Source organism: Microvirga makkahensis, from assembly GCF_009830105.1.
GTDB classification, from domain to species: domain Bacteria; phylum Pseudomonadota; class Alphaproteobacteria; order Rhizobiales; family Beijerinckiaceae; genus Microvirga; species Microvirga makkahensis.
On the sequence record NZ_WURB01000032.1, the window covers coordinates 25,382 to 42,177 of the forward strand.

Consider the following 16,796-nt stretch of genomic DNA (forward strand, 5'->3'; position numbering starts at 1 on the left):
AATGCGGGGCAGCGCGACGATCATGTGCCAGTCGAGAATTCGAGATCGATGCCGTCTTCCTTCAGGGCGGCGCCTCGACTCCCGGAAGGCGCTCCGGCGAGGACACGGCGAGAAGCCGAAGCTTGCCTGCCTCGATCTGGCTCATGAACTCACCAAGCGAGTTGATGCCTGCCGTCACCTTCCCGCCCAGAAGCGCGCCGAGCGATTCACCACTGCCGGAAAAGGCGATGTAGTTGGTCTTCGTCGGATCTGCGCCGAAATTCTTCGTAATCAAGGCCGCCAGGATGTGATCCGGCCCGCCGGCCGACCCGCCCGCCCGCCCAGGTCACCTTGGACGGAACGGACAGGAACATGCCGTCATGAATGTCAGCGCTGTTACTTCCTTATTTTAGAGCACATCGACGCCGAGGCGCGCGGCCGTGAGATAGAGCGCGTTTAACATCGACCGCCCTGCCCGAGAGAGAGAGAGAGAGCGAGTTGGTGCGTCCGAGGCTCAGCGTTCCGCCGCGCGACGGCTGTCAGCGAACTCCCTGCTCGGCGCTCCAGTTCAGGATCTCCTTGAATCCGCGGACCATGAAGCGGGCGAGTTCGTCGTCCGTCCGCCCGCCGGTGCCCCGCAGGCGATCTTCCCAGAACTCTTCCTCGGTCTAGAGGCCCGTCAGGATATCCGTAGCCGCACCATGGGCGCAGCGCATATTGCGGATGTGGCGTGTATTGCCGCCGCGATAGAATTTGGGGCTGCACCGAGGACCAGGACCGAGGCCCCGGAGTGCCTTGCGCTGATTGCTGCGCAAAGAGCAGCATTCCCACCGCCTACAACGAGGACATCGTATTTTGGGCCAGAAGGGATTTCGCCTTCTCGACATGGCCCGTCGCATCGGGCGACAGGCTTTTGTGCTCCAGAGGCGTGGAGCTTCTCGACAGCGCAGCGGCTACATTCATCTGCTCAATTCTCGACGATCATTTTCACGGACTCACGGCGTCTTGCAAGGTTTGCGCCACAGGCCCGAACTTCCGGCGGCCGTTGCTTGTCCACACGCTAGTCGCGAGTTCTTCCAGCGCCTCGACCCTCACCAGAGTTGGCAGGCATCCTTCCCCTGCCGGCGTTGATTCAGTGCGCCTTTGCGCTCTCATTCCGCGGCACGTGCATGCCCCGGCACCCGAGGCGCAGCTTCGCGTACGGTTGTATACGAAATTATTCGAAAGTGCGCCTTGGTCAAGGGCTGTTTAAGGGTATCTCTAGTAGGGTGCATGGCCCGGCGGAGCGTGAATGTCAGATCAAATGTCGAGCGGCTTGGAACTGGTGGGCCGGGATTCGGGAATTCCCTTGAGCGAGGCGGTCTTCCGGTCCTTATGCCAAGCCCTTTGCGCCGGCCTGTACCGCCCTGGCGACAGGCTGCGGGAGGAAGAAGTCGCGCAACGCCTGAAGGTCAGCCGCACGCCGGTCCGGGAAGCTCTCGGACGCCTCATGGCGAAAGGGTTCGTGGAGCCCGCGAGCGGCCGCGGCCTCGTCGTCAGGAGCCTCGATGCGGCCGAGGTGCTCGAACTTTACGCCATGAGGGAGATCCTTGAGGGTGCAGCGGCTCGCCTTGCGGCCCAGCATGCCTCTCAGCCGGAGATCGATGCGCTTACCGACCTGGAGAACGCTTTCGAGGCGCAGGCCGGGGACACCGCAGAGATGGCGAGGTTGAACCGCGCTTTTCACGAGACGATCTTCAGGGCGGCCCGTAATCGCTACCTGGATAGCGCCCTGCAGGAGCTCCAGGATGGCATCGCCCTCCTCGGCATCACGACCTTCAGCATCGAAGGGCGCCCCGCAACAGCGGCCGAGGAGCACAGAAACCTTATCGAGGCGATCGCATCCCGCAACCCGGACCATGCGGAAAAGCTTGCCCGGATACACATTCAGGAAGCCCTCCGTTCCCGGCTTAGGCTCCTTCAGGAACGCTAGCGGGATCGGCAATTGATGTGCCATAGAGCTCGCCATTCAGGAGAGCTACGTTATGGCAAGGCCGAAAGCCTGCTATGCGTCTTCGTCCATATGCCAACGCAGCAAATATGATAAAGCCAAGTCTTAGTATCTTGGCGTTCATCCACATTAGCAATTATGGTTGCACTCGCTTTCCAATTTATCTCTGAGTTTTTGGCTAGCGTGCGGGACATGCATACATTTCTTAGGCGGGACTACCCCTGTCTTGTTGAGTAGATTGAGCAGTTTGTCGCCCCATTGCAAATAGCAGCACCGGAAGTTTCGTAGTTTACAGGGCCTAATTCAGAGCCTTGTATGACGGCTCGTCTACTGCGCTTAAATGCAGACGTCCTTAGGAGCTCCTCTTATGGCTGCCTAGCCGATGTCGAGTGCGGCAGCCGACAACCGATGGGCAAGGCTCGTGATCATGCTCAATGGCAATTTCGAGGCGATTTGAGCTGGCCTATGAGCCCGTCGCGAAAAGGGTTGAGTACCGAGGCCGCTATGATTCCAGGAGGGTGCTGAAGCCTGATCTGGAAGCGCAATGTGGACCCCGACCACCCGGCGGCAGTATAGCCGCGACGGCTTGCGTTACGAAACCGATTTGACCGATGCCGAATGGGCGCTGATCAAGCCACTTCTGCCCGAGCCCCACGCCCGAGGTCGGCCACGACGCCGGCCGGTCCGGGAGATCCTGAACGCGATCTTCTATATCCTACGCGGCGGCATTGCCTGGCGGCTGTTGCCCTCTGATCTGCCACCCAAAGAGCACCGTCTTTCGCCGGTTTCGTCTTTGGCGGGATGGAAGCCCTGATGCCAATGGCGCCGCTGCTTCCGGTCATCGGATCATTTGCCGAGACCTATCCTGCGGTCGATCTCAGGGTGATCGTTGATGCCGTGACCTCGCCCTTGGCCTCGGTGCTGGAAGGAACAAGCATGCTCGGCATCACGGGGCCGCTTGCGCTCCAGCACCAGGAGATCGTCACTGCCCCGATCCTCACGGTCCAACGTGTCGCTGTTGCCGCTCCCTCGCATCCTCTTGCCAGGAGCAATCAGCCGCTTACCCGCAGGGCAATCACGGAGCATCGACAGATCGTCACGTGGACCCGCGATCAGACGGGTGGCAGCCACCCGTTCAGACCCACCTCGACGCGCGCATGGCAGGCGAGTGACATCGGAGCGAAGCGGGAAATGCTGCTAGCGGGCCTCGGGTGGGGCACCATGCCCCTGCACATCGTCGAGGATGACCTTGCATCAGGAAGGCTCGTGCAGCTTCGGTTGCCGCCTCAGATCGCGGCTCCCTGGTCGACGCCGTTGCCGCTCTATCTCATCCGCTCCGTCCATCACCCTCAAGGTCCTGCCGGCCGTTGGCTGTTCGAGCGGATCGTCTCTATTCTCGGCCAGCACTAGGGATCTCGTTGCCTCCTATGGCGAAACTCAGGTTCGAGCCGCTCCGCAAAACAATGCGGCACTAGGCGAGCTTTGCAGTAAAGCAATTGTGACCACGCATCTATGCGAAGCAAAGTTTGCTCCATTGCAATTTGATGCTGCGGCGGGCCAGGTAAAAGGAGCGCACCGCAACAACGAGGATGCTACTGTGAACTTCGACAAGACGCTCGACCCCTTTGCCCCTCTCATGCTCAGCCTGATGCGTGTGGTGTTCGCCATTACATTCTTCGCGCATGGCACCCAGAAGATCCTCGGCTTCCCAGCCAGCAACATGAATCCGGCTGCATTCTCCCTGCCATGGATTGCAGGGGTCCTGGAACTCGTCGGTGGCGCGTTGCTCATCGTCGGTCTGTTCACCCGCCCGGTTGCCTTCGTGCTCTCAGGCTTGATGGCCTTCGCCTACTTCATGGCCCACGCGCCGAAGAGTTTCTTCCCAGCGCTTAACGGCGGCGACGCAGCCATCCTGTTCTGCTTCGGTTTTCTGTATCTCGTGTTCGCCGGGGCAGGCTCGATCAGCCTCGATGCCTTTCGCAAGCGCACGTCCACAGCTAACGACACCGGCCTGACCGGCGCTCCTCGCAGGGCGTAAGTCTTCCTACCTCGAATGGCCGCGTCCAGGCATGCACTCTCCCGGAATGCCATCCAATCACATCGCACCAGGAATTGAAGATGAAACTCTACTATGCTCCGGGAGCCTGTTCTCTTGCCCCGCACATCGTCGCTCGTGAGGCCGGGCTCTCCCTCGACCTGATCAAGGTTGACCTGCGTGACCGCACCACGGAAACGGGACAGTCGTTTGAAGAGATCAACCCGAAGGGCTATGTCCCGGCGCTCAGGGTGGAGAGTGGCGAAGTTCTGACAGAGGTTTCTGCCATCATCCAGTATCTCGCAAGCCAGGCTCCGCTGAGCAATCTCATGCCCGGCCATGATGGCTTCGATCGCTTTCGCTTTCTGGAGTGGCTCGGGTTTATCAGCACCGAAATTCACAAGGGGTTCGGCCCGCTGTGGAGGCCGAACTTCCCTGAGGATGTGAAGCAAGCGGCCAGAGACAGGCTGTTCCAGCGCTTTGCCTATCTCGACAAGTATTTTGCCGAGAAGCCCTACATCATGGGAGAGAGCTTCACGATTGCAGACGCGTATCTCTTCACGGTACTGAACTGGGCTCACGTTCATAAGCTCGACATGTCGGCTTACTCGAACATCGCTGCCTTCGTGAATCGTATCGCGGCTCGGCCGAAGGTTCAGGAAGCCCTCGCAACAGAAGGCCTTCTCCAGAAGGCAGCCTAGACTTACGATTTCGCTTAGGAGGAGCTGCCCGACCCGGACAGCTCTTTTCATTCCCGCCCGTCTTTCGTTTCCGATATGACCTTGCCCCTGACCCGCCGTAGGCTCCTCCATCTTGCCGGCGCCTCCTGTCCCGCTATCGCGATGATCGGCGCCGTAAAGGCGGAAGGCGGCACGACCATCGGTGCAGTGCAGGCCGAGGCACTTCTCGCGAACCGGACACCAATCCGCATCGGCTCGGTCGCCCTGCGAGTCCGCGACCTTGAGAAGATGACGGCCTTCTACCGCGACGTGCTCGGCTTGGCTGTTCTGGAGAGAACTGGCTCGCAGGTACGGCTCGGGGCTGGAGGTTTTCCTCTCCTGGCACTGGAGCACAAGCCATCTGCGACGCTGGAGCCTCCCACCAGCGCGGGCCTCTATCACACCGCTTTTCTCATGCCATCCCGCAAGGATCTTGCGCGCTGGCTCGTCCATGTGGCCGTGAACCGCGTACCGCTGGCAGGTTTCGCCGATCATCTCGTCAGCGAAGCCGTCTATCTCGACGATCCGGAAGGCAACGGGATTGAGGTCTACTCAGACCGTGACCCCAATCAGTGGAAGTGGAGTGACGGGGCCGTGATCATGGGCACCGAGCAGCTCGACGTCGACGGCATCCTGTCCCTCACAAACATTCGGGTGAACGATTACGCCCAAGCCCCTGAGGGTCTCCGGATCGGGCATATGCATCTGCGCGTCGGCGGTCTTGAGTCCGCGGCAGCTTTCTACCGCGATGCGGTCGGCTTTGCGCCGACCCGGCAGCGCAACGGCGCAACGTTCCTGTCGTCAGGCGGCTATCATCACCATGTGGGCATGAACACGTGGCGAAGCGCCGGCGCCGGGATGCGCGACGAGACGGCGACAGGTTTGGCTTGGTTCTCGCTGCACGTGGCGGACTCGGCGATCCTGGAGCAGCAGGAACAGCGCCTTCGCAAGGCCGGAGCTGCGGTTGCCACCATTACGGGCGGCATTGAGACCGCCGATCCGTGGGGCACGAGGCTGCGCCTTCTCCGCACAGACTGATGCGCAGCTGTAGCTCCTGAGGTCTACTCCTGAGCGGACGAGGGCGAGCCTTCAAAACCCGGGAGCTCCAACGCAGCTACGTGCCGAAGGTGCCCTAAGCTCGTCAGAAATGCAGGCGGCGATCACCCAGGAACATCAGAGGACGGGCGGACTAAGCCCCCGTTCCCGTTGCCCAGCATCGCCAATATGATGATGATGACCGACCCCAGATAGCCGGCCTTGCGTTCTATGCCTCCCCGCTGGGACCCGCAGCCGCGTGCGCGGCTCCGTGGAGGTGGCGGTTGCCCCAACTCCGGAGGGCATTCTGCACGATGCTGGTTATCCTCCACGAGCCATCCACCTTGCCGAACATGAACTCATAGGCCCCGCAAGAGTGGTAGAAGTCCTCGCCGGCTCCGCTGAAGTCACGGTCAAATCTCAGGATCAGGTAATTGCAGCGCCCGCGGACGACAGCCGCCTCACAGGACAGCAGCAAGTTCGAGAAGCTGTGATGCTTAGTGAGGGTGTCAGTGACACTCTGCCGGCGCTGAACGAATTCAGAGTTGGTCATCGTGCCGGGCTGCTCGCGCCCTGATGTGGAGTAGTCGATGAAGACCTCCGGTGCGAGGCAGTCCGCCATCGACGCCCAGTTCCGCTCATCGAACGCAAGGAAAAAGCGGCAGAGCAAGTCATTGATGGAGATGTGATCGAGAGCGTCCACGACTGCAATCCTCATCATCAAATAGGGCCCGTCACGCCGGGCATCACCAAACCGCATGCCGCGGGTCTTCAACGGCCGAGACACCAGGACGTTATGGATGGCCACAGCCCCTCTCCGGTAGCCGTGTCATGCTGAACCCCGCAGGAGGCTTCAGCTTACGGATCCAGAAGCGGGTTCAGGGTACTTGTGGCGCTGCCGCCCTCACCTGCCTTGCGCGCCAGGACAGGACGAACGGAAGAACGGCAACCGCCGCAGCCATGATCCACAGCACGATCGAGATGCTGCTCTGGAAGAGAATGGAGAGATCCCCACCGCTGATCGCCAAGGCGTTGCGCAGGTTCACTTCCATCACACGCCCAAGGACGAACCCCAGAATGATCGGGGCCATGTCGAAACCCAGCTTGCGCAGGAGCCACCCGACCACACCGATGCCGAGCATCATCAGGATCGACAGCATGCTGGCATGGGTTGAGTAGACGCCTACGATGGACAGCACCAGGATTCCAGGAACCAGGATCCAGTTCGGGAGTGTCAGCACCCGCGAGAACAGGCTCACGAGGGGCAGGTTCATGATCAGCAACAGAACATTGCCGATATAGAGCGACGCAATCAGCCCCCCGACCAGCTCAGGCCGCTCGGCGAAGAGTTGCGGCCCGGGCTGGATGTTGTAGAGCATCAGAGCCCCCAACATCACCGCAGTCGTGCCACTGCCCGGAACGCCAAGGGTCAGCATCGGAACGAATGCTCCGGCGGCCGTGGCGTTGTTCGCCGCCTCAGGAGCGGCAAGCCCGCGCACGTCGCCCTTGCCGAAGGTGCCGTCCCGGTCCGAGATCCGCTTTTCTGTCGTGTAGGAGACGGCACTGGCGACTGAGGCCCCGGTTCCCGGCAGCACGCCGACGACGAACCCGATGACGGAGCCCCTGAGCGTGGCCCCGGTGCAGCGGACGATGTCAGCCCAACGGGCGAAGGTGCGGCCCGCGATCCTGATGACCGATCCCCCGGACGCCTGATGCTCGAGCATCAGCATGGCCTCGGAGATGGAGAACAGGCCGATCACGAGCACGACGAACTCGATCCCGTCTCCAAGTTCCGGCTCGTCGAAGGTGAACCGGTAGGCGCCGGAGGTCGCGTCGAGGCCGACGGTCGCGAGCATCAGTCCGATGACGCAGCCGATCAGGGTCTTCACCGGCTGGCTGCCCACCATCGACCCAAGGGTCACGAAGGCGAAGATCATGAGGACGAAGTACTCGGCAGGACCGAAGCCAACGGCCAGGCCGCTCAGAAGCGGGGCAAAAAACGTCAGGCCCACGACGCCCAGAATGCCCCCGACGAAGGACGACAATCCGCTGATCATCAGGGCTTCGCCCGCCCGGCCCTGGCGGGCCAAGGGATTGCCATCGAGAGCCGTCATGACGGCGCCAGCATCACCAGGGACGTTCAACAGGATGGACGAAATCCGCCCACCGTATTCGGCGCCGGAGTAGATCCCGGCCAGGAGGATCATCGTGCTCTCGGCCGGCAGTCCCATCGTATAAGCGATGGGAAGGAGCAGTGCGATCCCGTTGATCGGACCGATCGCGGGCAAAGCGCCGATCATGGTGCCGAGGAAGCATCCCACGAAACCGATGACGATGTTCATGGGGCTGAGCGCGACCGAAAATCCGGTCCAGAGATAGCTAAGGTCCATGTTCGCAATTTCCTATCTCAGAAACCGAAGACACTTCCGCCCGGCAGGTAGACCTCGAGCAGGTAACGGAACAGCACGAACCAGAGAGCGGCCTGCACTGCCCCGGAAATGAGGGCAAGGCGCCAGGAAGCCCCGAAAATCCGCCCCACTCCGGTCACCAGCAACGTTACCGCAAGGGCGAAGCCGAGGGGCTCCATGAGGATCGTAGCGACGAGCACGAGCCCGGGGACGGCAATCGAGCTTGCGAGCAGCCTCCCCTTGGGCCATGGCTCGGAGCCGCCAGGCCTGAAGAAATAAATCAGCGACAGCAGCGCAAGCACACCCGCCAGGATCAGCGGGAACACACGAGGCCCGAGAGGATCCGACGAGAACGAGTATGAAATACGGCTCGCATCGAGCCCATACAGAACAGCAAGAGCGAAGAGGACGACCGCGCCCACGCGATCACTCCTCACCGCTCCACGAGGACCGGTTGAGGTTGTCATGACTGGCTCCGATACAGAAAACGCGACCCCATTGCCTGGGGCCGCGTGGTTGGTGGATCAGAGACCCGCTTCAGCAGCGAGGGTCTTGAACTTCTTCACATCGTTCTTGACGATCTTGTCGAAGTCCGCACCAATCACCGTATAGGGATACAGGCCCCGCTCCTCGCGCTCCTTGGCGAATTCGGGCGATTTGGCCAGCTTTTGGAACGTGTCGACCCAGGACTGATAGTCCGCGTCTGAGACCTTGCCGCCGAGGTAATAGCCGCGCCAGACAACCCAGTCGAAGTCGAAGCCCTGCTCCTTCGCGGTCGGCACATCCTTCAGGTCACCGGGCAGCCGCTCCGGAGCCATGACCCCGAGGATGCGCACCTTACCGGCCTGATGGTGCTTCGCCATCTCGGAGGCCTCACCGGCGCCGATCTTGATGTGCCCGCCTTGTAGCGCCGTCAGCACTGCACCGCCGCCCTCCAGGGCGACATAGCGGATCTTTTTGGGATCCTGGTCGGCGCTCTTGGCGATGATAGCCGCCTTCATCCAGTCCTGGCTTCCGACCGCCCCACCGCCACCGATGGCGAAATCGTTCGGGGCCTTCTTGTAGGCCTCCACCAGGTCCTTCATGGTCTTGTAGGGAGAGTCTGCGGCCACGACGATCACGCCGTAGTCCGCTCCGAGAGCGCCCAGCCACCGCACGGCGTTCTCGTCGTACTGTCCGAACTTACCCTGGGCCAGGAGCAGCGCGGAACCGGTGGAAGCGGCAGTAATCAGCGTGGGATCGCTGGAGCGCTTGCCGACAACATGGTTGTAGGCGACAGCTCCGACACCGCCCTCCATGTAGGTGACCGGCATCGGCTTGTCGATAAGCTTGGCTGCCAGGAGCGAGTTGGCTGCAAGGCGGCAGGTCACGTCAAAGCCGCCGCCCGGCTTGGCTCCCGCCAGGCACTCCGTCTTTTCCGGAGCAGCCAGTGCGGCACCTGCCAGAACACCTGCGACGCCAAATACAGCCGCCTGCAATACGAGCTTCTTCATTGTTTCTTCCCTATACAATTGTGGACGTTACGCTCTGTCTGTACCGAGCTTGCCGCACACGTTAGGGTCGAAACCTGTCATTCACCTGTCATTGAAGGTGACGGAAGGCATGCGCATTTTTCTGGTTGAGGACACGCGTGACGTCGCGGAGGCGATCATCGAGCAATTCGCCAGGATTGGCCACGCCGTGGATTGGGAGGCGGACGGTGAGGCCGCTGCGGCCACGCTCGGTGAAACGGCATACGACCTTGTCATTCTGGACGTGATGCTTCCCGGCCGGAGCGGGTTCGCCATCCTGCGGCATCTTCGCTCCATCGGCAGCACGACACCTGTCTTGATGCTCACCGCCCGCTCCGAGGTGGACGACCGGGTGAGCGCGCTCGACATCGGTGCCGACGATTACCTGGTGAAGCCCTTCGACTTTCGGGAGCTGGAAGCCCGCGCCCGAGCCTTGCTGCGCCGACGCCAGGGCAATGCCACCAACCTCCTCGCCTGCGGGGACATCTGCATCGATCAGTCCGCGCGCACCGTGCGGGTTGGCCAACGCGAGGTCCACCTGACGCGCCGCGAGGTGACTCTGCTCGAGATCCTGGCCTCGCGGCCTGGCCGTGTCTTCAGCAAAGACGACCTGCTGGACCAGGTCTTCGGCTATGACGAGGAGGCCCCCTCCTTCAACGCCGTGGAGCTTTACATCGGCCGCCTGCGAAAGAAGCTACAAGGCGCAACGGCCCAGATCGTGACGGTCCGGGGCTTCGGATATCAGTTGGTCCCCCATGGCTCGTCGTGAACCATCTCTTTTTGCTCGGCTGATCGTCCTCATCTCGCTGGTGCTGACGCTCGGGGCGGCCGCGCTCACGACGGCAGCCTGGTACTACGCCCGGGAGGCGGCGAACGAGGCGTATGACCGCCTTTTGGTCGGCGCTGCCTACCAGATGGCGGAAGCAGTCAATGTGCAGGGTGGAGTGCTGACCGTGGAGTTGCCGGTGTCCGCCTTCGAGTTGCTGGCGCTCTCAGAGCGGGATCGCATCTTCTACAAGATCGTCGACACCCGTGGGCGCACGCTGACAGGCTACGGCGATCTTGCTACTCCGGAAAGCGAAGCCCCCGCTCTTGGTGGCCCGGACGTGCAGGATGGAAAGTTTAAGGGTACGGCCGTTCGCATGGCAAGGACGGCCCGCCACTTTTCCGATCCGTCGGTACGGGGGCGTGTTGACGTGGTTGTGGCGCAGACCACCGAGGCGCGGACGACGCTCGCCCGCGAACTGACCCTTCGGGCCGTGGCGTTAATCATGGTCATGAGCGCCCTGGCACTTGGCGGGGCCGTCTTTGCGATCCGCTACGCCCTCCGGCCTATCGGTCGGGTCGGCACGGCGCTGCTGGATCGTGATCCCCACGACGTGACACCCGTATCCGTCAGCACTCCGCGGGAGCTGCGCCCGTTTGTGTCTGCGACGAATGAGTTCATCACGCGGCTCAGGAGCCGGATGGACCTGATGCAGCAATTCATCGCCGATGCGGCCCACCAGATCCGCACCCCCCTCACCGCTCTAAAGGCCCAACTCGAGCTCCTGTCCCGCCAAGCCATGGACCCCCAGGGACGACAGCACCTCTGTCGGGTGCAGGAGCGTGTCGATCAACTCTCACGGCTGGCGAACCAGTTGCTCAGCCATGCCATGGTCAACCACCGCGCGGGAGCGGTGCCGTTCGAGTCTGTCGACGTCGTCGAGGTCGTCAGGCGCGCGATCCGCGAGGCCGTCCCGGACACCCTTGACCGTGACATCGTGACGGCCCTGGAGCTGCCTCCGCTTCCCGTGGAGGTGGAGGGTGACGCGATCAGCCTGAAGGAAGCGGTCAAGAACGTGATCGACAATGCGGTCCGCCATGGGGCTGCCACGCAGCTCACGCTTCGCGTGCGCGAGCAGCCGAGAATGGTGGAAATCGAGGTTGAGGACGACGGGCCCGGCATTCCGCCGGAGCTATGGTCCCAAGTCACGGAACGGTTCGGATCGTCGTCGTCCGCTGGATCCGGCCTGGGCCTCTCCATTGCCGCCGATGTCCTGTCCGCTCATGGGGGAGGCCTCGGTTTCCAGAACCGGGCTGGTGGCAGCTTTGCCGTGATCATGCGCCTGCCGAATGAGATGAGGCAAAACCGATGAAGAACCGAGGAACGTTACTTCACCACGGCATCGCGGGCCTATGTCTGCTCTGGTCGCTGATCATGGTGATGGCTAGCAAGGTACATGCCGAAGAGCCCAAGACTTTCCCTGCCTTGCTGCCCGAACAGGAGGCCCTGTCGGTTCACGCAGCAACCGACCTGTTAGCCATGGAGCCGCTGATCCGCGGTTTCCAAAACCTGTACCCCAACACCAGGGTTGAGTTCGTTGAATATGTCACGAATGACCTCTATGCCGCTGCCGCAGAGGCCTGCCAGGGTGGGCAGGCCTTGGGAGACGTCTTCCTGTCGTCGTCCGTTGATCAGTTGGTGAAGCTTGCCAATGACGGCTGTGCCCGTGACATCCGCTCACCCGAGACAGTGACGGCGCCCCCCTGGGCCAACTGGCGGAATGAGGTCTTCGGGTTCACCTTTGAACCGGTCGTGTTCGTCTACAACCGTGGGAAATTGCCCGCTGAGGATGTTCCGAGCACCCACCTCGAATTGGCCGACCTGCTGCGTTTGAGGCCTGAGGCCTACCGCGGCCGGGTCGGGACCTACGACATTCGCCAATCCGGCATCGGCTATCTCCTTGCATTCAATGACTCGCAGCAGACGACCACCACCTATGGCCGCCTTCTTGAAAGCCTCGGACGCTCCCAGGCCGTCGTCCGGTGCTGCACGAGCGAGATCCTCGATGAACTTGAGGCGGGGCGGATCCTCATTGGTTACAACATGCTGGCATCCTACGCCTACGCCCGCGTGCGCGCCGGAGCGGACCTCGGGATCGTCATGCCAGCCGACTACACCCTTGTGCTCAGCCGGGGCGCGATGGTTCCGTCCCGAGCCCGGAATGCCGACGCCGCAGCGAGATTCGTGAGCTATCTCCTGTCAGCGCGCGGACAGGAGGTGGCACAACGGGAAGGCTTCTTTTTCGGCTTTGGTGGCGAAACCCCACCCGGCATCGAGGGGGCGTCCTCAATCATTCAAACCGGCGTTGCCCGTCCGATCACGATCAGCCCAGCGCTGCTTGCGGTCCAGGACGACGAAAGGCGCAGGCGCTTTATTGCGGATTGGAGCCGCTCACTCGTGGAGATGTCCCCGGAGTAGCAAGAACTGGTCTATTAGGGGTGCCGTGCGCCTAACGTCCGAGGCGCCGACCATCCTGCCAACAGGCGTCAAGATCTCACCCTCCCAGGTTTATAGCCTGATCCAAATTTTGAACCCTGCGTCGATCCTGACTACGGGAAGGTCTGCGTTAGGTCAGGCCGTGACATTCGTTCACTGACGGGAACCTCCGGTATTCCTGTTCAATGCGGAAGTTCGGCCCAGGTCCGGAAATGCCAGGAGCGGTCATTCTGCATCCGCTACATCGACCTCACGCTTCGATCCTCTACGGACACACGACACGCATTGCCCACGTCCTCACGGGGTGCAGGCCTGGGCAATCGAAAGGCTGTTCTCGCAGAGGCGGTGCCGGGTAATCCGGCCGTTCTTGACGGTCAGCTGCAGGACGAACGGCCCCTCGAAGGACTTTCCCGTTGCGCGCACGGTGCCCGACACGTGCCCCATCAGGACAGCGTCGGCGCCGTCGACGAGGAATGTGTCGACGGAGGCGCGCGCGTCCTCGGGCACGGTGTATTCCATCAATTCCGTGAACTGAGCGGCGCATTCGGCGGCGGTGGAGCGCGGACGGATCCATGGAGCGGCGGGGTTCTCGGCAAGCACCCAGTCGACCTCGTCGGCGAAGAGCGTGACGAGCCGCTCGGTGTCACCAGCCAGGCGGGCGGCCAGGAACTCTTGCACGACGGCTCGGGTGGTCTCGGCGGCGGGTGCTGAACTCTCCGTCATGGCGGACTTAAAGGTCATGGTGCTCTCCTCGCTGTTGTGGCCGGATCCCGGCGGGCTCCGTTGATGAGCTTGATCCTGCATCAGGAGGGGAAGGCGGTCGATTACGCCGGAGGTAATGAGCGGCAAACATTCGGGGGACGCACGATTTTCGGTGGAGGTCCGGGGAGAACGGCGTGTCACGGCCAACTCGCACCAAAGTGACGGTCTACGTTGTCGCCTGATTGCCATTCGTCGCCGACGTTCAACCGAACATCCCCGGAGGACCGCAAAGGATCAGGCCGAGAGATCCCGTGCCGTTGAATCTTCGTGTTCTTCTCGACCGCCCCCGCGTCCTCATCGACAGGGCCGGGTTCAGCGAACTGGAGTTCAGCTTCGCCTTCGCGACGGCAGCGATCGTGATGATCATCACGACACGCTTCGCCAAGCGGTTCGTTGCCCGTTGGGGAAACGCCGGCACTCTCCTGAGAGGCATGGTGATGCTACTTGTGGGCGCCGGGCTCCTGAGCATCGGGCAGGTTTTCGGGACCCCATCCTTTTGGACGTTCCTCGCTCCCGTGTGGGTCATGGCCATCGTCGTCCTGACCGCACTGGGATGGTTGCGTTATCGGAGCCCTCCGCAGACATGATCGAACCCCAGGAAAATCAGGAGCCTCGATCGCAGCCCAACTTCAGCATGAGCCAGTCCCGGAAGGCCTCCATTCCCGGCGTCAGGGGCTTGGATTTGAGCCATGTCAGCCAATATGAGCCCGCAGAAACCTCGACCCCGAAGGGCTGCACGAGCCGCTCTGCCGCAAGGTCGCGCTGGAACATGCAGACCGGAACGAGAGCAACGCCTAACCCCTGTGCGGCAGCCTCCGCCATCGTCACGGAACTGTCGAAGATCGGCCCGCGGATGGTGGAGCACGGGGTAGCTGTCATCTCGAACCAGAGAGGCCATTCCTCAACACGGTAGGAGCGCAGCAGGGTTTCCCGCGCAAGGTCTGAGGGATGGCGCAGGCGCTTGGCCGTCGCAGGCGCACACACTGGGGATAGGGGTGCCGACAGGAGATGAACGGCTTCGGTTCCATGCCACAATCCGTTACCGAAGCGCAGGGCGAGGTCGAGGCCATCACCCGCGACATCGACCCGGTTGTTGTTGATCAGAAGACGCAGATCGATCAGAGGGTGCCTGGCCCGGAACTCATCCAGGTGCTGGAGCAGCCATCCGTTTGCGAAAGTGCTGTTGCACCCGACCGTGACGACCTCCTCGATCTGGCCATGCTCCAGCCGATCAAGAGTCGCACTGATCCGCTCGAACGCCTCCGTGAGCACGGGCATGAGCACCAGCCCTTCATCCGTCAAAGCAAGACCCCGCGGCAGTCTGCGAAAGAGGCTGACACCCAGCATCGCCTCAAGGCCCTTCACCTGATGGCTGATCGCAGCCTGGGTCACGCGCAACTCCAGCCCGGCCCGGGTGAAGCTGAGATGCCGGGCCGAGGCTTCGAAGGCTCTCAAGGCGTTGAGGGGAAGATACGGCTTGGTCATACCGAAGACCAAATTTTTCTAATGGCTCCATCGAGAATTCCTCGTTTGCAGGAATGCAGTCCGTCGGTCAAGTTCCGCCGGTCAACGGAGGAAAGATGCCATGATCACACGGCGACGGTTCGGGATTCTTGCAGGCGCTTCCCTGTTCTTTTGCCCATGGGCTCATGCCACTGAGGGCAACAGCCACGACCGTCTCGCGCAGATCGTGGATGAAGCGATCGGGCCCGTCATGGAAGGGTACAACGTGCCGGGCATGGCTGTGGCCGTCACGGTTCAGGGCAAGCGCTCCTACTTTAATTATGGCGTCGCCTCGAAGGAGAGTGGACGGAGCGTCACCGAGGATACGCTTTTCGAGATCGGTTCGATCAGCAAAACCTTCACCGCGACCCTTGCGTCCTATGCGCAAGTGACCGGAGCCCTGTCGCTCTCCGACAAGGCGAGCCGTTACATGCCCGCTCTCGCAGGCAGCAGCTTCGACCAGATCAGCCTCCTTGATCTCGGCACCTATGCGGCGGGCGGCCTGCCCCTGCAGTTTCCCGACTATGTCACCGATCAGGAAGCGATGATTGCCTACTACCGGAACTGGCGCCCGGCCTATCCCCCTGGCACTCATCGGCAATATTCCAACCCAAGCATCGGCCTCTTCGGCCATCTTGCCGCCATGAGCATGGGCAAGCCCTTCGACGACCTGATGGAGCACATGCTGTTCCCGGCGCTCGGCCTGAAGCGCACTTACATCAGAATTCCCCAGGACCGGATGAGTGACTACGCCTACGGCTATTCCAAGGATGGGAAGCCTATCCGGGTGTCGCCGGGCATCTGGGACTCGGAAGCGTATGGTGTGAAGACGTCGTCGGCTGATCTCATCCGCTTCGCCGAAGCGAACATGAACGGCTCGACCTTGGACGAGACGTTACAACGCGCGATCAGGGCAACGCACACCGGATACTACAGGGTCGGTGACATGATACAGGGCTTGGCCTGGGAGATGTTCACCTATCCGGCAGACCTTGAGCGCGTGCTCGCAGGGCACTCGGTCCAAGTGTCTTTCAAGCCCAATGAAGTGACGAGGTTTGACGCGCCACTGCCTCCCCGGGAAGACGTGCTGATCAACAAGACCGGGTCGACGAACGGGTTCGGGGCCTATGTAGCCTACGTGCCCGCCAAGGATATCGGCATCGTGATGCTCGCGAACAAGAACTACCCCATCCCGGCCCGAGTGAAGGCCGCCCACCAGATCCTGACCGCGCTGGACAGCCACTCCGGCGTGACGAGCGCACGCTGAGAAAGCGCCCCCTGTATGGAGCGATCCGAGAGGCGCCGGAAACAGCCTGCCACGCATATGGCATGCACGTGAGTGCCCCAGGAGATTGCTGCAGCATTGCGTGACGGGGACGGGACAGGCGATGAGAAACATGCTTCGAAAGTGGAGTGCCGTTCTTCTCACGCTGACGGCAATCACAACGTCGTTCAGGGCCGTATCGGGGCAGGGCAGACATGATGACAGCCCGTTCGCCCCTGCCGAGATGATACCAGAGCGGCCCGCCCGCTGCCATGAGATCAAGGAGGCGGTCCGGGACGTTCCCACGCCGGCAGGGCTGGATCGCATC

17 protein-coding genes and 3 pseudogenes are annotated in these 16,796 nt (G+C 61.9%); 12 read left to right on the top strand and 8 right to left on the bottom strand.

The window, feature by feature from the left end; translation table 11 throughout:
* Nucleotides 1–61 precede the first annotated feature (61 nt).
* Together GR328_RS23465 and GR328_RS23470 are read right to left on the bottom strand one after the other, a co-directional pair.
* Entirely contained in the window at nt 62–274 is a 213-nt protein-coding gene (locus GR328_RS23465) for a tripartite tricarboxylate transporter substrate-binding protein (RefSeq protein WP_160888092.1), read from the bottom strand.
* 120 nt (nt 275–394) lie between these two features.
* Nucleotides 395–850, bottom strand: a pseudogene (locus GR328_RS23470) (FAD-binding protein); the annotation flags it as partial.
* A gap of 420 nt (nt 851–1,270) precedes the next feature.
* Here GR328_RS23470 and GR328_RS23475 point away from each other — a divergent pair.
* The 6 genes and pseudogenes from GR328_RS23475 (at nt 1,271) to GR328_RS23500 (ending at nt 5,761) form a co-directional block, all read left to right on the top strand.
* The gene (locus tag GR328_RS23475; RefSeq protein ID WP_160888093.1) at nt 1,271–1,951 is read left to right on the top strand and encodes a GntR family transcriptional regulator; all 681 of its coding nucleotides are present in this window, start codon (nt 1,271–1,273) and stop codon (nt 1,949–1,951) included.
* Nucleotides 1,952–2,513: 562 nt separating this feature from the next.
* Nucleotides 2,514–2,772: pseudogene (locus GR328_RS23480) on the top strand (transposase); the annotation flags it as partial.
* Nucleotides 2,773–2,782: 10 nt separating this feature from the next.
* A complete protein-coding gene (locus GR328_RS23485) occupies nt 2,783–3,379 on the top strand; it encodes a substrate-binding domain-containing protein (protein ID WP_246216060.1) in 597 nt (198 codons plus the stop codon).
* 226 nt (nt 3,380–3,605) lie between these two features.
* Nucleotides 3,606–4,007 (top strand): DoxX family protein, encoded by a 402-nt coding sequence (locus tag GR328_RS23490; protein WP_160888108.1) that lies wholly within the window; start codon nt 3,606–3,608, stop codon nt 4,005–4,007.
* Between the two features lie 80 nt (nt 4,008–4,087).
* Nucleotides 4,088–4,705, top strand: coding sequence for a glutathione transferase GstA (gene gstA, locus GR328_RS23495; RefSeq protein ID WP_160888095.1), 618 nt, complete (start codon nt 4,088–4,090; stop codon nt 4,703–4,705).
* A gap of 75 nt (nt 4,706–4,780) precedes the next feature.
* On the top strand, nt 4,781–5,761 hold the full coding sequence (locus GR328_RS23500) for a VOC family protein (protein WP_160888096.1): 981 nt from the start codon (nt 4,781–4,783) through the stop codon (nt 5,759–5,761).
* A gap of 226 nt (nt 5,762–5,987) precedes the next feature.
* Here the strand turns inward: GR328_RS23500 and GR328_RS23505 are convergent, their stop codons facing one another.
* The 4 genes from GR328_RS23505 to GR328_RS23520 form a co-directional block, all read right to left on the bottom strand.
* Nucleotides 5,988–6,461, bottom strand: coding sequence for a nuclear transport factor 2 family protein (locus GR328_RS23505; RefSeq protein WP_343039466.1), 474 nt, complete (start codon nt 6,459–6,461; stop codon nt 5,988–5,990).
* A gap of 175 nt (nt 6,462–6,636) precedes the next feature.
* A complete protein-coding gene (locus tag GR328_RS23510) occupies nt 6,637–8,148 on the bottom strand; it encodes a tripartite tricarboxylate transporter permease (RefSeq protein ID WP_160888097.1) in 1,512 nt (503 codons plus the stop codon).
* 17 nt (nt 8,149–8,165) lie between these two features.
* Nucleotides 8,166–8,633 (bottom strand): tripartite tricarboxylate transporter TctB family protein, encoded by a 468-nt coding sequence (locus GR328_RS23515; RefSeq protein ID WP_160888098.1) that lies wholly within the window; start codon nt 8,631–8,633, stop codon nt 8,166–8,168.
* A gap of 57 nt (nt 8,634–8,690) precedes the next feature.
* A complete protein-coding gene (locus GR328_RS23520; RefSeq protein WP_160888099.1) occupies nt 8,691–9,659 on the bottom strand; it encodes a Bug family tripartite tricarboxylate transporter substrate binding protein in 969 nt (322 codons plus the stop codon).
* A gap of 109 nt (nt 9,660–9,768) precedes the next feature.
* On the opposite strand from GR328_RS23520, the gene GR328_RS23525 reads away from it, so the two are divergent.
* From GR328_RS23525 to GR328_RS23535, 3 genes are read left to right on the top strand one after another with little or no spacing between them, the layout of a single operon-like run.
* The gene (locus GR328_RS23525; RefSeq protein WP_160888100.1) at nt 9,769–10,446 is read left to right on the top strand and encodes a response regulator transcription factor; all 678 of its coding nucleotides are present in this window, start codon (nt 9,769–9,771) and stop codon (nt 10,444–10,446) included.
* Entirely contained in the window at nt 10,433–11,815 is a 1,383-nt protein-coding gene (locus tag GR328_RS23530) for a sensor histidine kinase (protein WP_160888101.1), read from the top strand. Before GR328_RS23525 ends, GR328_RS23530 begins: the two co-directional genes overlap by 14 nt.
* Nucleotides 11,812–12,921 carry an ABC transporter substrate-binding protein gene (locus GR328_RS23535; protein WP_160888102.1) on the top strand — a complete coding sequence of 370 codons (1,110 nt, stop codon included), beginning with the start codon at nt 11,812–11,814 and terminating at the stop codon, nt 12,919–12,921. Before GR328_RS23530 ends, GR328_RS23535 begins: the two co-directional genes overlap by 4 nt.
* A 315-nt stretch (nt 12,922–13,236) precedes the next feature.
* Here the strand turns inward: GR328_RS23535 and GR328_RS23540 are convergent, their stop codons facing one another.
* The gene (locus tag GR328_RS23540) at nt 13,237–13,680 is read right to left on the bottom strand and encodes a nuclear transport factor 2 family protein (RefSeq protein WP_160888103.1); all 444 of its coding nucleotides are present in this window, start codon (nt 13,678–13,680) and stop codon (nt 13,237–13,239) included.
* 285 nt (nt 13,681–13,965) lie between these two features.
* Here GR328_RS23540 and GR328_RS23545 point away from each other — a divergent pair.
* Nucleotides 13,966–14,243, top strand: a pseudogene (locus GR328_RS23545) (CmlA/FloR family chloramphenicol efflux MFS transporter); the annotation flags it as partial.
* Nucleotides 14,244–14,304: 61 nt separating this feature from the next.
* On the opposite strand, the gene GR328_RS23550 reads toward GR328_RS23545, so the two are convergent.
* Nucleotides 14,305–15,186, bottom strand: a complete 882-nt coding sequence (locus GR328_RS23550) for a LysR family transcriptional regulator (protein WP_160888104.1) — start codon at nt 15,184–15,186, stop codon at nt 14,305–14,307.
* Nucleotides 15,187–15,286: 100 nt separating this feature from the next.
* Here GR328_RS23550 and ampC point away from each other — a divergent pair, with 100 nt between their 5' ends.
* Nucleotides 15,287–16,471, top strand: coding sequence for a class C beta-lactamase (gene ampC / locus GR328_RS23555; RefSeq protein WP_160888105.1), 1,185 nt, complete (start codon nt 15,287–15,289; stop codon nt 16,469–16,471).
* A gap of 121 nt (nt 16,472–16,592) precedes the next feature.
* Nucleotides 16,593–16,796 (top strand): hypothetical protein (locus GR328_RS26965; RefSeq protein WP_205790249.1); only part of this gene is annotated, 204 nt, incomplete at its 3' end.